The 12,856-nt window shown below is 56.8% G+C and carries 18 protein-coding genes; 9 read left to right on the top strand and 9 right to left on the bottom strand.

Annotation, left to right across the window (positions count from 1 at the left end; translation table 11 throughout):
• A partial coding sequence (locus NCN04_RS02875; protein WP_250395123.1) for an NAD-dependent epimerase/dehydratase family protein occupies positions 1-865 on the top strand: 865 nt, incomplete at its 5' end.
• On the opposite strand, the gene NCN04_RS02870 is transcribed toward NCN04_RS02875, so the two are convergent.
• From NCN04_RS02870 to NCN04_RS02840, 7 genes are all read right to left on the bottom strand, one after another.
• The gene (locus NCN04_RS02870) at positions 856-1,143 is read right to left on the bottom strand and encodes a hypothetical protein (protein ID WP_250395122.1); all 288 of its coding nucleotides are present in this window, start codon (positions 1,141-1,143) and stop codon (positions 856-858) included. The genes NCN04_RS02875 and NCN04_RS02870 overlap by 10 nt on opposite strands.
• Before the next feature lie 389 nt (positions 1,144-1,532).
• Complete coding sequence (locus NCN04_RS02865) at positions 1,533-1,733, bottom strand: photosystem II reaction center protein J (RefSeq protein ID WP_048347767.1); 201 nt, start codon at positions 1,731-1,733, stop codon at positions 1,533-1,535.
• A gap of 11 nt (positions 1,734-1,744) precedes the next feature.
• Positions 1,745-1,864, bottom strand: coding sequence for a photosystem II reaction center protein PsbL (gene psbL, locus NCN04_RS02860; protein ID WP_006853746.1), 120 nt, complete (start codon positions 1,862-1,864; stop codon positions 1,745-1,747).
• 18 nt (positions 1,865-1,882) lie between these two features.
• Positions 1,883-2,020, bottom strand: coding sequence for a cytochrome b559 subunit beta (psbF, locus tag NCN04_RS02855; RefSeq protein WP_048347768.1), 138 nt, complete (start codon positions 2,018-2,020; stop codon positions 1,883-1,885).
• A gap of 3 nt (positions 2,021-2,023) precedes the next feature.
• Positions 2,024-2,272: a cytochrome b559 subunit alpha gene (psbE, locus tag NCN04_RS02850; RefSeq protein ID WP_006853744.1), complete on the bottom strand. Its 249-nt coding sequence runs from the start codon at positions 2,270-2,272 to the stop codon at positions 2,024-2,026.
• A 109-nt stretch (positions 2,273-2,381) separates the two neighbouring features.
• On the bottom strand, positions 2,382-3,392 hold the full coding sequence (locus NCN04_RS02845; protein WP_250395121.1) for a photosynthesis system II assembly factor Ycf48: 1,011 nt from the start codon (positions 3,390-3,392) through the stop codon (positions 2,382-2,384).
• Positions 3,393-3,409: 17 nt separating this feature from the next.
• Positions 3,410-3,850, bottom strand: a complete 441-nt coding sequence (locus NCN04_RS02840) for a rubredoxin (protein WP_250395120.1) — start codon at positions 3,848-3,850, stop codon at positions 3,410-3,412.
• A gap of 100 nt (positions 3,851-3,950) precedes the next feature.
• On the opposite strand from NCN04_RS02840, the gene NCN04_RS02835 reads away from it, so the two are divergent.
• From NCN04_RS02835 to NCN04_RS02825, 3 genes are read left to right on the top strand one after another with little or no spacing between them, the layout of a single operon-like run.
• Positions 3,951-4,313 (top strand): NAD(P)H-quinone oxidoreductase subunit 3, encoded by a 363-nt coding sequence (locus NCN04_RS02835; RefSeq protein ID WP_041426843.1) that lies wholly within the window; start codon positions 3,951-3,953, stop codon positions 4,311-4,313.
• Between the two features lie 3 nt (positions 4,314-4,316).
• A complete protein-coding gene (nuoB, locus tag NCN04_RS02830; protein WP_250395119.1) occupies positions 4,317-5,096 on the top strand; it encodes an NADH-quinone oxidoreductase subunit NuoB in 780 nt (259 codons plus the stop codon).
• Entirely contained in the window at positions 5,093-5,641 is a 549-nt protein-coding gene (locus NCN04_RS02825; protein WP_250395118.1) for an NAD(P)H-quinone oxidoreductase subunit J, read from the top strand. The genes nuoB and NCN04_RS02825 overlap by 4 nt, the downstream gene beginning before the upstream one ends.
• Before the next feature lie 2 nt (positions 5,642-5,643).
• Here the strand turns inward: NCN04_RS02825 and NCN04_RS02820 are convergent, their stop codons facing one another.
• Positions 5,644-6,999 carry a gluconeogenesis factor YvcK family protein gene (locus NCN04_RS02820; protein WP_250395125.1) on the bottom strand — a complete coding sequence of 452 codons (1,356 nt, stop codon included), beginning with the start codon at positions 6,997-6,999 and terminating at the stop codon, positions 5,644-5,646.
• A gap of 140 nt (positions 7,000-7,139) precedes the next feature.
• Between NCN04_RS02820 and NCN04_RS02815 the strand changes: the two genes are divergently transcribed.
• Positions 7,140-7,967, top strand: coding sequence for an ABC transporter ATP-binding protein (locus NCN04_RS02815; RefSeq protein WP_250395117.1), 828 nt, complete (start codon positions 7,140-7,142; stop codon positions 7,965-7,967).
• Between the two features lie 3 nt (positions 7,968-7,970).
• A complete protein-coding gene (locus NCN04_RS02810; protein ID WP_250395116.1) occupies positions 7,971-8,864 on the top strand; it encodes an MlaD family protein in 894 nt (297 codons plus the stop codon).
• A gap of 11 nt (positions 8,865-8,875) precedes the next feature.
• Here the strand turns inward: NCN04_RS02810 and bchD are convergent, their stop codons facing one another.
• Positions 8,876-10,954 (bottom strand): magnesium chelatase ATPase subunit D, encoded by a 2,079-nt coding sequence (gene bchD / locus NCN04_RS02805; RefSeq protein WP_048347773.1) that lies wholly within the window; start codon positions 10,952-10,954, stop codon positions 8,876-8,878.
• 21 nt (positions 10,955-10,975) lie between these two features.
• Between bchD and folK the strand changes: the two genes are divergently transcribed.
• The 3 genes from folK to NCN04_RS02790 form a co-directional block, all read left to right on the top strand.
• Positions 10,976-11,524, top strand: a complete 549-nt coding sequence (gene folK / locus NCN04_RS02800; RefSeq protein ID WP_250395124.1) for a 2-amino-4-hydroxy-6-hydroxymethyldihydropteridine diphosphokinase — start codon at positions 10,976-10,978, stop codon at positions 11,522-11,524.
• Between the two features lie 67 nt (positions 11,525-11,591).
• Positions 11,592-12,152: an NUDIX hydrolase gene (locus tag NCN04_RS02795; protein ID WP_250395115.1), complete on the top strand. Its 561-nt coding sequence runs from the start codon at positions 11,592-11,594 to the stop codon at positions 12,150-12,152.
• On the top strand, positions 12,152-12,856 hold a 705-nt coding region (locus tag NCN04_RS02790), incomplete at its 3' end, for a deoxyribodipyrimidine photo-lyase (protein WP_250395114.1). The genes NCN04_RS02795 and NCN04_RS02790, both read left to right, overlap by 1 nt.

Raw genomic sequence — 12,856 nt, 5'->3', positions numbered from 1 at the left:
CGCGCCAAGGCCTGGAGCTTGGAGTTTCCAACGCCTGGCCTTGGAGGACGGCGAGGCCTTGCTCAAGCTGTTTGCGGCGGAGAGACCGCGGGTGGTGGTGAATCTCGCAGCTCAAGCGGGTGTTCGTTACTCACTGGAAAATCCAGCTGCCTATATCCAGAGCAATTTGGTGGGCTTTGGCCACATCCTTGAAGGTTGTCGTCACCACGGCGTTGACAATTTGGTGTACGCCTCCAGTAGCTCGGTGTATGGCGGCAACCGCAATTTGCCGTTTCACGAACAACAAGCGGTGAATCATCCCGTGAGCCTCTATGCCGCCAGCAAGAAAGCGAATGAGTTGATGGCGCATACCTACAGCCACCTCTATGGGTTGCCAGCCACTGGCCTGCGCTTTTTTACGGTCTATGGCCCATGGGGCAGACCGGATATGGCTCCAATGTTGTTTGCAAAGGCGATCCTGGCCGGAGATCCAATCAAGGTGTTCAATCACGGCAAAATGCAGCGTGATTTCACCTACATCGACGACATCGTGGAGGGTGTGTTGCGCTGTTGCGACAAGCCCGCCAAGCCGAATCTCGAGTTTGATCCGATGCAGCCTGATCCGGCGACGGCCGCGGCACCCCATCGGGTGTTCAATATCGGCAACAGTCAGCCCACCGAACTTCTGCGTTTCATTGAGGTGATGGAACAGGCGTTAGGGAGGGAAGCAATCAAGGATTTTCAGCCGATGCAGCCTGGTGATGTGGTGGCCACGGCTGCAAACACAGAGGCTTTAGAAGCTTGGGTGGGATTTAAGCCTTCGACCTCGATCGAAGAGGGCATCCAACGGTTTGCTGATTGGTACCAGACTTTTTATCAACCGTAGAAGCGTTTCCCGTCCACACGTTTTTGTTGGTGCCTGCGGGCTTGCTTGCGGGTGTATTCACTAACGGTTGGATTGGCCACACTCGGGTCGACATGGGCCACCTGCTCCCACAGATGTTGGGGCGCCCAGCGCACGGTGTATTGATCAGGGGAATGTTTGATGATGTGGCACCAATGGCTGCTGCCGCATTGTTCGCAATACAGCTCTTCAAGCCACTCGTTGCTCAACACAAACACTGGATAAGCATGAATGACCAGTTGTGCAGTTTTGGAAGCCATCCCGCGTTGCTTCAGGGCTTCTGCGCTTAATAAATGCAAAAAATATTTTTTTCCGTTTCCTCGAAGGATTTGATCCTGGTGAACCGGGCAAACCAGTTGCCTGCCCTTTGGTCGTCTTTTGCGAGGTTTCTGCTGTGACTGATACTGATTCACTGAACAGGACACGTTGAACAGCCTTGTCTGTGATGACTTCAATCGTAAGGGTTCAACCGTCATGAAAACGTCCAAAACGACCAAAAATTCGATCCAGATTGCATCAATGCACAATTGGGATCACGCTTCGTGCTTCGCGATGATTGCGTTATGCCTTTCTAAATAGATTGCAATAAAAAATCCCATCGATAGAAAACTATCAATGGGAAGAGATTTGATAGGGCTTGAGAAAAATATTAGGCAGAACCAACGCCCACATAGGAGCCATAAAAGAAGAGGCCAACAACAAAAATGACTGCCATCCCACCTGCTGTAGCAACAAGCCAAAGAGGAAGAGTGCCTTCAGTCCAGCGAGACCTCCAGGCAACTGCTGGTCGGCCATCGGGTAGGCGATCGGGTATGCGACCGTCTGGCAGATTGGATTTCTTACCGCTCATGATTCAGTCCTTCAGTTGAAGAAGTAGCTGGAAAAAAGGATTCCAGTCGTAAAAACAATCAACAGCCCTAGATAAAGGCTCGTGCGGTTTAGCTCAACCGGCAGATTGTTGGGGTTGGGATTGCGCTCCATGGAAATTTCGTTGGGTGATTAGCGGCGAATAAACTGCATCGCAGCTAGGGCACCCAAGAAGAAAACTGTGGGAACACCCAAGGTGTGCAAAGCGAGCCAACGCACCGTGAAGATTGGGTAGTTGCGAGGCGTTGAAGTGGCTGGAGACTGTGTCATGGCTTATTTCAAGCGCAGGTCGAGTTCAGATTTGCCCTCATAGCGCTGGCTCACAACAGGAGCCTTGCTTTCAGAGGCCTGAAAATAAGCATCTGGACGAGGTGTGCCGAAGGCGTCGTAAGCGAGACCTGTGGACACGAACAGGAACCCTGCCAAGAAAATGGATGGCAAGGTGATGGCATGAATCACCCAGTAACGAATACTGGTGATGATTTCGAAAAACGGGCGTTCCCCGGTGGAGCCGGCAGCCATGGCGTCGGGCGTATCAGCTGATTGATCTTAGGGCAGCTGCCCCAAACTCGCGCCGCTCTCACCCCACTGGTTACAGAGCGTTGTCAGAGCCGCGGGAGTTCGCATGGGATCAGCTCGTGGCGGACCAGCGCAAGAGGTTGCCGCGCTCGCCAAGAAGGAAGGCATGCAATCGATTGCCGCTGTGATCGAACACGAAACGGTTGAAATTCGTGGGGGTCTGATTCGCTTCGGGATCCCGTTCCCAGCTGTCGCCGTTGTCACGACTCACCAGCAGCGTCCCATTGCCGCCACCGGCCCAAATGGCACCGTCATCGGACCAGGCCATGTCCATGTAGCCGTAGCCATTGGTGATCGGGATGATCGGCTTACCCCAGTTCTCATTGTCAACGTCATCTTCGTTAAAACGAATCTGAGCTCCTCGAGCCACCATCCACAACTTTCCATCAGGTTGATAGCCGATGCTTTGAAGCCGCTGACTGCTGACGCGCTGGTGCACTTGCCAGACGTCTTGCCCAGGGGCCCATCCGGCATAGAAGTTGCCGAGGCTGCTCACGCTCACATATCCACCTTCAGGTCCCCGTCGCAAATCGCGAATCGCACCTGCGGCATCACTCACCTCCGCTTCCCAGCTTCCGCCTCCGTCACTGGTGCGATAGACCGCACCAACATTGGTAGCGAGTTCGGCTGTGTTGGGTCCTAGAGCTGTAATCAGGTAGGGCTCGCCTGGAAGTTTGGTGTCAAGGAAGAGTCGGGTCCAGTTCTTGCCACCATCGGTGGTGTGCATCAGCAAACCAGGCTGGCCTGCGATCCAGCCATCGTCACCGTCGAAGGCGATGCTGATTAATCGAAAATTCTCTTCGACAGGGAGATCAAGGCTGCGTTCATTCCAATTGGCACCGCCATCATTCGTTTCAAGGATGAGTCTGTTACTTCCCACAAGGAAGCCATGGTCGGCGCTCGTGAAGGCCACATCCAGAGGATTGGCTTGGGTGTTGAGGTCAAGGGCTTGCCAGGGGCTGGATTGTGCCATCGGCAAACGCGTGGTGACACACCCACCAAGACCGAGGCCAATGCAGGCCACTAACAAAAGATTGAAGAAAGGGGTAAGCAGTTGCTTCATTGGGATCAGAGGTGGTCTCAGCGCAGTGAATAAAGGGAGAGGAAGAAAGCAAAGCCAAGGGCGAGGCCGCCAAAAATCAGCACATTTTTTTGCCCTGGAGTGAGGCGGTTAACGCCGAGACCGAAATTAAGGTTCTCCTCAAACCCACTCGCTTTGGAGCGAGGCCCAATGTCGGTAAAGGCTCCCACCCTGCTGCGGCAGACCGGACAACGGAATCTGATCGGGTCGAGATCTTCAAAAGCGGTGCCCACAACGATGCCCAGCTTTGTGACACCTTCATTGGGGTCGTAAACGTATCCACAGCTTCGACATTCGAACCGATGCGTGCGTGGATCGGATGTCTCCTCGACCGTGCTGGTATTCGCTTCGTCTTGATGGGCTTCGGCTTCGATTAACTCCTCTGCGAGGGGGGCAACGTCGGCGGGAACTCCCGCTGCTTGGCTGATCTCTTCGCTCACCACTCCTCCACAAGGTGACAAGACTCTATCGGCGCTGGGCCTTGCAACGACAGAGGTGGTCTACGAATGCCAGACTGGGGTTCAGATCGAGGCTGCCTTGATGTTTGTGCTGCCGGGTTATGACGCATTCCTGGGATTTCTGCTGATTGCAGCAGCCGTCCCCGTTTTGGCGTTGGTGACCAACAAGCTTTTGGCTCCTCGCAGCCAGACCGGAGAGCGTGAGCTCACCTATGAATCCGGGATGGAGCCGATTGGTGGCGCTTGGATTCAATTCAATATTCGCTACTACATGTTTGCGCTTGTTTTCGTCATTTTTGATGTCGAGACGGTCTTCCTTTATCCCTGGGCTGTTGCCTTCCATCGCTTGGGCTTATTGGCGTTCATTGAAGCCCTTGTTTTTATTACCATCCTCCTTGTGGCATTGGCCTATGCATGGCGTAAAGGCGCCCTCGAGTGGAGCTGATTGATGACCGACCCCATCACCATGACCTCAACCGGCGACAGCCCTTCGATCCAATCTCTTCGCGATCTTCGTGAAGCGAGTTGTGGGCCCGTAGGTGGAGCTGCAGAGGGTTCGCCCTCTGTCACGAACGATCTGAGTGAGAACGTCATCTTGACGAGCTTGGATGACTTACACAATTGGGCGCGTCTCAGCAGTCTTTGGCCGTTGTTGTACGGGACGGCCTGTTGTTTTATCGAGTTTGCTGCTCTTCTTGGCTCGCGCTTCGATTTTGATCGCTTTGGACTTGTGCCTCGTAGTTCGCCTAGGCAAGCCGATCTTTTAATCGTCGCTGGCACGGTCACGATGAAGATGGGTCCGGCATTGGTTCGGCTTTATGAGCAAATGCCTGAACCGAAGTACGTCATCGCAATGGGAGCCTGCACGATTACGGGCGGTATGTTCAGCGCTGATTCCACGACCGCTGTTCGTGGCGTGGACAAACTGATCCCTGTGGATCTGTATCTTCCCGGATGTCCGCCTCGTCCTGAAGCTATTTTTGATGCGGTGATCAAGCTTCGGAAAAAGGTGGGAAATGAGTCGGTGAGTGATCGCCGTCAGCTCAAGCAAACGCACCGTTACTGCACCGTCGATCACGCCATGGTTCCCGTTGAACCAATCGTGACGGGCTCCTACCTGCGTGCTGAGACCCAGGTCGCTGCTCTCGCTCCTGGTGCAGGTGTCCCGATGCCTGCACCAGAGCAAACTGAGTCCGCTGAGCCCGTCTCCTCAGGTGCCTCGTCATGAGTCCTAATTCCGAGAAGCAGTCGTCTGCTGATGTACCTGTTTCGGCCTCTCCTCAACCAGGTCCTGTGAGCCAGTGGCTGAACAAGCAAGGCTTCGATCACGATCCCTTGGATGCCGACCATCTCGGTGTTGAGCAAATCGGAGTTGAAGCTCTCTTCTTGCAAGTGATTGCTGCTGCCTTGAAAAGCAATGGTTTCGACTACTTGCAATGTCAGGGCGGATATGACGAGGGCCCCGGCGAGCGGCTCGTTTGCTTCTATCACTTTGTGGCGATGGCTGAGCTCATCGACGGCAAGAGAGACACCCTCCGTGAAGTGCGTCTCAAGGTGTTCTTGTCCCGGGAGGGTGAGCCCAGTCTTCCCAGCCTGTATGGACTCTTCCGTGGCGCGGATTGGCAGGAGCGTGAAACCTTCGACATGTTTGGCATTCACTTCGACGGTCATCCCCATCCGAAGCGTTTACTGATGCCTGAAGACTGGACGGGCTGGCCGCTTCGTAAGGATTACGTGCAACCCGACTTCTATGAAATGCAAGACGCTTACTAAATTCAAGCGTTTTGACTGTCACGCTTATGCCGCCGGTAAAAGCGCATCACAGCTAAGGCAAGACTGCGAGGATCGTGGCGGAGAGTCGCAGTGGGTCGACTCCCCTGAAGTGGGGCCTGCATGACTTCAAAGCCCTCTTGTTGGAGTTGCCTGCTGTTGCAGATCACTGGTTCTGCGCCCAACTTGCGGTAGTGCGCCAGAAGAGCAGATTCCCTGATGGGTTCCTGGGCAAGCACGCAGTCGAACAAGCGCTTGCTCACCCCGAGAGAAGCCAATTGGGCTTCGATGGCGCGCAGGTGACCACTCACATCCAATCCATCCGTTTCGCCTGGTTGGGTCATCAGGTTGCAGATGTAAAGCCTGGGCGCGCGGCTGCGTTGAATCGCCGTGACCAATTCAGGCACTAGCAAGTTTGGAAGAAGTGAGGTGTACAAACTGCCTGGTCCCAGCAAAATCAAATCGGCGTGGGCAATGGCTTCGAGTGCTCTGGGTAATGCCGGTGGCTTTTCCGGCAGGCATCCCATCCGCACAATCGGGCTGCGTGCATTGCCGATCGCCGATTCCCCTTCAATCGTTGTGCCGTCTTCGAGTTCAGCCCAGAGACGCACATCGGCGTTGGTAGCGGGCACCACCTGGCCCTGAACGGCGAGGACGCGACTTGACGCTGTGATCGCTGTTTCCAGGCTCCCCGTAATCGCGCTGAGGGCGGACAGAAAGAGATTGCCAAAGCTGTGGCCTTCTAGACCGCTGCCCGCTGAGAAGCGGTATTGGAACAGACGGGTGAGTAACGGTTCTTCTGTGGAAAGAGCGGCAAGACAGTTGCGGATGTCTCCTGGAGGCAACACTCCAAGTTCGCGACGCAGCACGCCGCTACTGCCTCCGTCATCGGCAACGGTCACGATCGCTGTGATGTGGCTGCTGTAGCGCTTCAGACCACTCAGCAAGGTTGATAAGCCTGTTCCACCACCAATCGCCACAATGCTGGGGCCTCGATTGAGGCGACTTTTTGCACGAAGCGCATCTATTAACACCGTGTCTTTTTCCGGGGCCAGGGCCTGTTGGATCGAGCCAAAACTCTGGCTTTGCCCCCAGAGCAGCAGTCCGATCCCCAGCAGCAGCACGAGCGGACCGGTGAAAGCACCCGGCAACACTCTCGTGATCCAACCAAGAGATTCTTGAATGGCCCAGAGCATCCAATAGATGGGTTGTAGGTCTGCCCAGACCGCAGCCCCTAAGAGGGCTAAGACCAATCCAATTCCCGAGGTGAGTAGCCATCGCTTCACCACCAGTCCGGGTTGCAACCAGCTCATGGCCCTGCGGGAGCGCAGCATTAGATCGCGCTGCCGTTCCGCCTGCATGGCTCGGAGTCGTTGTCGATTTCCGCGGCGTGGAGGGCTGGTCAAAAGGGATCGGGTGCGATGGCGTCAAATCCACCGAAGTAGTTGAACTGTACGGAAGTTGAACCTGATCACCAACCTTTTACGGCAATCCAGGCAGGATGAGTCAACTTTCAGCCATCAGCCCTTTGGTTAACGCGCGGGATTCCTCGTTCAAACCCATTGTTGAGATGAGAGATCTCACGATGCAGTGGGGGTCTCATCCGGTGCTGGACGGGGTGAATCTGCTGATGAATCCCGGGGAGCGCATCGCGGTGGTCGGTCCTTCAGGAGCGGGAAAATCAACCGTTTTGCGTTTGCTGGCTGGTTTACAACTGCCCACCGCTGGCGAATTGAGGTTGTTTGGTGAACCTCAGACCTACCTCCGCCTGGATCAACGCCGTCCGCCCGATGTCCGTCTTGTCTTCCAAAACCCAGCGCTGTTGGCGTCCTTAACGGTGGAGGAAAACGTTGGCTTCCTATTGAACCGGCTCGGAAGGATGCGTCCGGCCCAAATTCGCGACCGTGTCATGGCCTGCTTGGAAGCTGTGGGTCTTTATGAAGTCGCCCATCAATATCCCGGCGAAATCAGTGGAGGGATGCAGAAGCGAGTGAGCTTTGCTCGCGCCTTGATTGATGATCCAGATCGAGATGAAGCTGCCATGCCCCTCTTGTTATATGACGAGCCCACAGCAGGTCTAGACCCAGTGGCAGCCACGAGGATTGAAGATTTAATCGTCAAAACCACCACAGTGGCTCAGGGGTGTTCGCTGGTGGTCAGCCATGTCCACAGCACCATCGAACGCACGGCGGAGCGAATTGTGATGCTGTATGGCGGCCGGTTCCAATGGGACGGAACTGTGGACGATTACCGAACAACAGAGAATCCCTACGTTGTTCAGTTCAGGACGGGTAACCTGCGCGGACCTATGCAGCCTGCTGAGCACTGAATTATGCGTCGGAGTGTACGTGAGGGGATTGTCGGATTTTCCGTGATTGCCGCGGTTGTCGGCTTTGCAGGCACCATGCTCTGGCTCAGAGGCGAGCGTGTTTTGTCAAAGTCTTGGACCGTGACAGCCGATTTCCAGGATGCAGGGGGATTGGCGGTTCGCTCACCTGTGACCTATCGGGGAATCATGGTGGGGAATGTCAGGGATATCAAGGTGACGCCTAAGGCTGTCAGGGTGTCGATCGAGATTTCTCAGGATGATCTCCAGTTATCGCTGCCTGTTCAAGCCGCAGTGGCGTCTGAATCGCTGTTGGGTGGAGACTCTCAGGTGGCCCTAACCAGTCTTGGCCCGCCTCCTCAAAAGAATGCTCCGTTGCCCAAATCTCAACGCTGCAAAGGGCAGGGTGTTTTGTGTGATGGAGCAACGATTCAAGGCAGCGAATCCGCGAGCCTCGCATCGATCACAAACTCTTTTCAGGAGCTTTTGAATCAGGCAAAGACAGAACAGTTGGTCCCCAAGTTGGTTGGATCGACAGAACAGTTCGACGAAACGTTGAGGGATATTGAGCTGCTTGCCACGCAACTCAGAGAGGATTTGGCTAAGGCTGCACCCACGATTGCGAACCTCAATGAAGCCACGGCTCAGGCCGCTAGTGCAAGTCGTCACATCAACAGCATTGTGAGCGCTTTTGACACGCCAACAACCATGACCGACCTCAAGCAAACGGTGAGCAATGCCCGATCGTTGACAGCAACCTTTGATGAGGTGGGTGGTGACGTTGAAAAACTCACGGCAGACCCCCAATTCATGGCGGCTGTGCGGAGCGTCACGATCGGTTTAGGGCAGTTTTTTCACGAGTTGTACCCTGCACGAACCCCGGATGTCGCCAAGCCTTAAACCGTGTTGAGTTAAACCGTGTTCAGAGCATCCATGGCGACTGCGGCAATCGCCTGATCGCTCGCTTTGGGGAGCTGCACATATTTTCCTCCAGCGGCTTCGGCAAGATCTTTGCCCATGCCGCTACCGATGAATTTGCGTTCGGTGTCGATCACCAGCAGCTTGAGGCCAAGCATCCGATAGCGGGTGGCCACATCCAACACTTCTTGCTTTAAGTCGGGCTTTTCCTCTCCCTCCAGCACGGGTTGCCCAAGAGAGGTGCTCAAGGGGACATTGCCTCGACCATCCGTGATTGCAACCACTACCACTTGGCCGAGATCGCCTGTGGCCAGGGCATTGGCACCCACCCGGGCGGCTTGGGTCAGGCCATGGGCCAGCGGTGAGCCACCGCCGCAGGGCATGGACTCCAGGCGTCGCCGTGCGGCCGTAATCGAGCGGGTGGGGGGCAGCAGCACTTCAGCTTGATCACCGCGGAAAGGAATGAGGGCCACCTCGTCGCGGTTTTCGTAGGCCTCGGTGAGGAGTCGGATCACGGCCCCTTTGGCGCTCTGCATGCGGTTCAGAGCCATCGAACCACTGGCATCCACCAGAAAGATCACCAGGGCACCAGCCTGGCGTTGCAGCAGCTTGGCTCGGAGGTCGGACTCTTCAACAATGACGACGCGGTCAGGCTGCCGTGCGCGGCGCGCCTTTTGATACGGGGCCGCAGCGCGCAGGGTGGCGTCAACGGCGATGCGGCGCACGGGGCCGCGGGGCAACATCGGTTTCACATAGCGACCACGGCTGTCACTGAGGACAACGGAGCGGCTGCCGCTGTTGCCGCTTTTGCTCTTGGCAGCGTTGAACAGCAGCAGATCGGGATCAATCGCTACGGACTCTGGATCGAGCATGAACTCTTCCGGGACCGACGGTGGTGGCTGATCTTCGGGGGTGTCGTCATCATCGCTGTTGTCTTCACTTTCCTGTTCTTCGCTGTCCTGTTCTTCCTCTTCTCCTGTTCCTTCAGGTGGTGGCGGTGGCTGTTGATCTTGGGGTGGTGGTGGCTCCATCTGTTGTTCAGGTGGGGGCAGTTGAGAGGCCCGTGGGGCGATCACCAGCGCAACGGCGACTTGTAAGTCCTCTGCTTCCACCTGATCGCGCCCGCTGAGGGCGGCATGGGCTTTGGCGGCACGCACGGCATAGAGCTCGGAGCGATGCCCTTCCACCCCACCGCGAATGGCCTCGATCACCAGATATTCGATCTGTTCGCTGCTGATTTGTACATCCGGTAGCCATTGCCGCGCCAGGAGCAGTTGGGTGGCGAGCGCGTCGGTTTCTTCGCTCCACTTGTCGGAGAAGCTCCTGCTGCACTGACCGTGGGCCAGGACCGCGTTGGTGATCTCCACTCGTTGCTCAGTGCTAACGATTTGATTGGCGGATAAGACGATCGCAAAGCGATCCAGTAGGTGATCGCGGATGGCCCCTTCTTCGGGGTTGTACGTGGCAATTAGCAGTGGTCGGCAGGGGTGGCTCAGGCTGAGCCCTTCCCGTTCCACCTGGTTTTCACCGCTGCCAACGGCGGCAAGCAACAGATTGATGATCCCGTCGTCGAGCAGGTTCAGCTCATCGACGTAGAGCACACCGCGGTGTGCTTCTGCCAGTAATCCCGGCTGGAAGACGGGGGAACCACTGGCCAAGGAGGCGGTGACATCCACGGAGCCCACCAGGCGATCTTCCGTAACGCCAAGGGGAATCTGGATGAACGGGGCTGGAATGACTGTGGTGGGTGGATCTTGCTGCCGTTCGCCCCAATCCTGGGCATTCTGCGGATCGAGGTTGCGTCCCGGCAGCTTGGTCTCTCCAGCGGCTTCAAGGTCAACAACGTCGATGGGAGGGATCAGGGCATGCAAGCCTCGAGCCAGCACCGACTTTCCTGTTCCACGCCCGCCAGCAATGATCACGCCGCCTAAGCCTGGATCGACTGCTGCCAACAGCAGGGCCAGCTTGAGGGTGCCGTGGCCGGTAATAGCCGCCAGCGGAAAAGCCCGGCTGGCTTGATCCAGCGCCACTGTGTTGATGACTCCGTTTGATGTCACCCCGCTTGCAACCATGGATGCGCCTTGACTCCACCTGTGAGAAACAGTCTCGCTGATCAGACCCACAGCCTTGCTGTGGCCCTGGGCTCCAATCAGGTCGGCCCTTATGGCTCGCCCCTGCGGACTCTCATGGCCGTGAGGCCCTTGCTGGAGGGTCTGATCGGTCGTTGGGCCCAGTCCGTGGAAGAGAGCAGTCCAGTGTCCACTGCTTCGAACGATGTTTGTTCGGCACTGACGTTCTCTTGGTCCCCGTTGCAGCAGACCGCACCTGTGGGTGGACCGTCCGATCAGCCGTCTTATCTCAATGCCGTTCTGCTGGTGAAGGGCCTAGAGGTCAAACCTGCGTCGACCGCAGCACTGGATTTGCTGGATGCACTCCAACAGGTGGAGCGATCATTTGGGCGCGACCGCTCTCAGGAGGAACGCTGGGGACCGCGACCTTTGGATCTCGATTTGTTGTTTTGGGGCGATTGGCGTTTGGATCATCCGCGCTTGACGCTGCCGCACCCCCGCTTGCATTTGCGCTGTTTTGTGATGGAGCCATTGCTGGCGGCCATGCAGGCTTCAACGCCCTGGCTGAGCTGAAAGCTGGGCTGACGCACGGCTGTGGAACTGAACCCGCCATGCTGGATTGAAAGCTTGTTCCCCCTGAATGGTCCCGCTTCCCGCGCCTGAGCCCTCCAAGTTGTTGGAGACCCTCGAGATCATGGATGCGCGCAAGATTCGTTTCGAGCGCAATCGCATCCTGTTGCCAATGGGGGTGGAGGGAACGTTTGGGATCATTCGCCACCCAGGCGCCTCACTGGCGGTTCCCATCACCTCTGACGGCCAGGTTGTGATTTTGCGTCAATACCGTTTTGCGGTGCAGGCACGTCTCCTTGAGTTCCCTGCGGGCACCCTCGAAGAGGGTGAAGATCCCCTGGAATCAATGCAACGAGAGCTTGGGGAAGAAGCTGGATACAGCGCTGCCCGTTGGGATTCGCTTGGCCCGATGTTGCCTTGTCCTGGATATTCCGACGAGGTGATTCATTGCTTTTTGGCGCGGGACCTCAGCCGTTTGGAGCATCCACCCACTGGCGATGACGATGAGGATCTTGAGGTGATCCTGATGAATCCGTCGGAATTGGATGCCCATCTGGCATCCGGTGATGAATGGCTGGATGGCAAGAGCGTCACCGCCTGGTTCCGCGCCAAGCAACTGTTGGGTCTCTGATGACGGCGTCTCGCGTTTTGTTTTGGCATCGCCGCGACCTGCGCTTGGCCGACAATCTCGGTTTGCAGGCGGCAGCGGAGATCAGCCCTGCGTTGACGGGCGTGTATGTGCTTGATCCAGCGCTGATTGACCCGCCTGAGTCGTTGCCACCGATGGCTCCGGCCCGGCTTTGGTTCCTGGTGGAAAGCCTGCGCGAGCTTCAGCAGCGCTGGCGTGATGTGGGGAGTCGTTTGCTGGTGGTGGCCGGCGATCCGGTGCAGCTGCTCCCGCGTTTGGCGTCGTTACTGGAGGCGCCTGCGGTGGTCTGGAGCCGGGATGTGGAGCCCTATGCAAGGGAACGCGACCGTCAGGTGGCCAAAGCACTGCAAGCGGATGGTCGCAAGGTGTTGGTGGATTGGGATCAGCTGCTGCTGGCCCCGGATTTGATCAAAACCGGTGGTGGTGATCCGTATCGCGTGTTTGGTCCTTTCCTGCGCAATTGGCGCGGGCAGGTGGAGCGCCGTTCGCCAAGCACGGTGGATGCTCCCAGGGCCTTGATCGATCTGGAGGCCGACATGCTGGAAGCCATTCGTGGTGGTGAGAGTGCGCTAGGCCTTTTGTGCACTGAGGGGCAGCGGCAGCTGGAGCAGTTGCAGGTTGAGCACGGTTTTCGTGGCACGGACCTGTGCCCCAGTCGTCCAGGAGAGGCCGCGGCGGCTGAGCAG

The organism is Synechococcus sp. MU1655, from assembly GCF_023630655.1.
In the GTDB taxonomy this organism is placed as follows: Bacteria; Cyanobacteriota; Cyanobacteriia; order PCC-6307; family Cyanobiaceae; genus Synechococcus_C.
The sequence above is the reverse complement of the archived record's forward strand: the minus strand, read 5'-3'. Positions and strand labels throughout refer to the sequence as shown.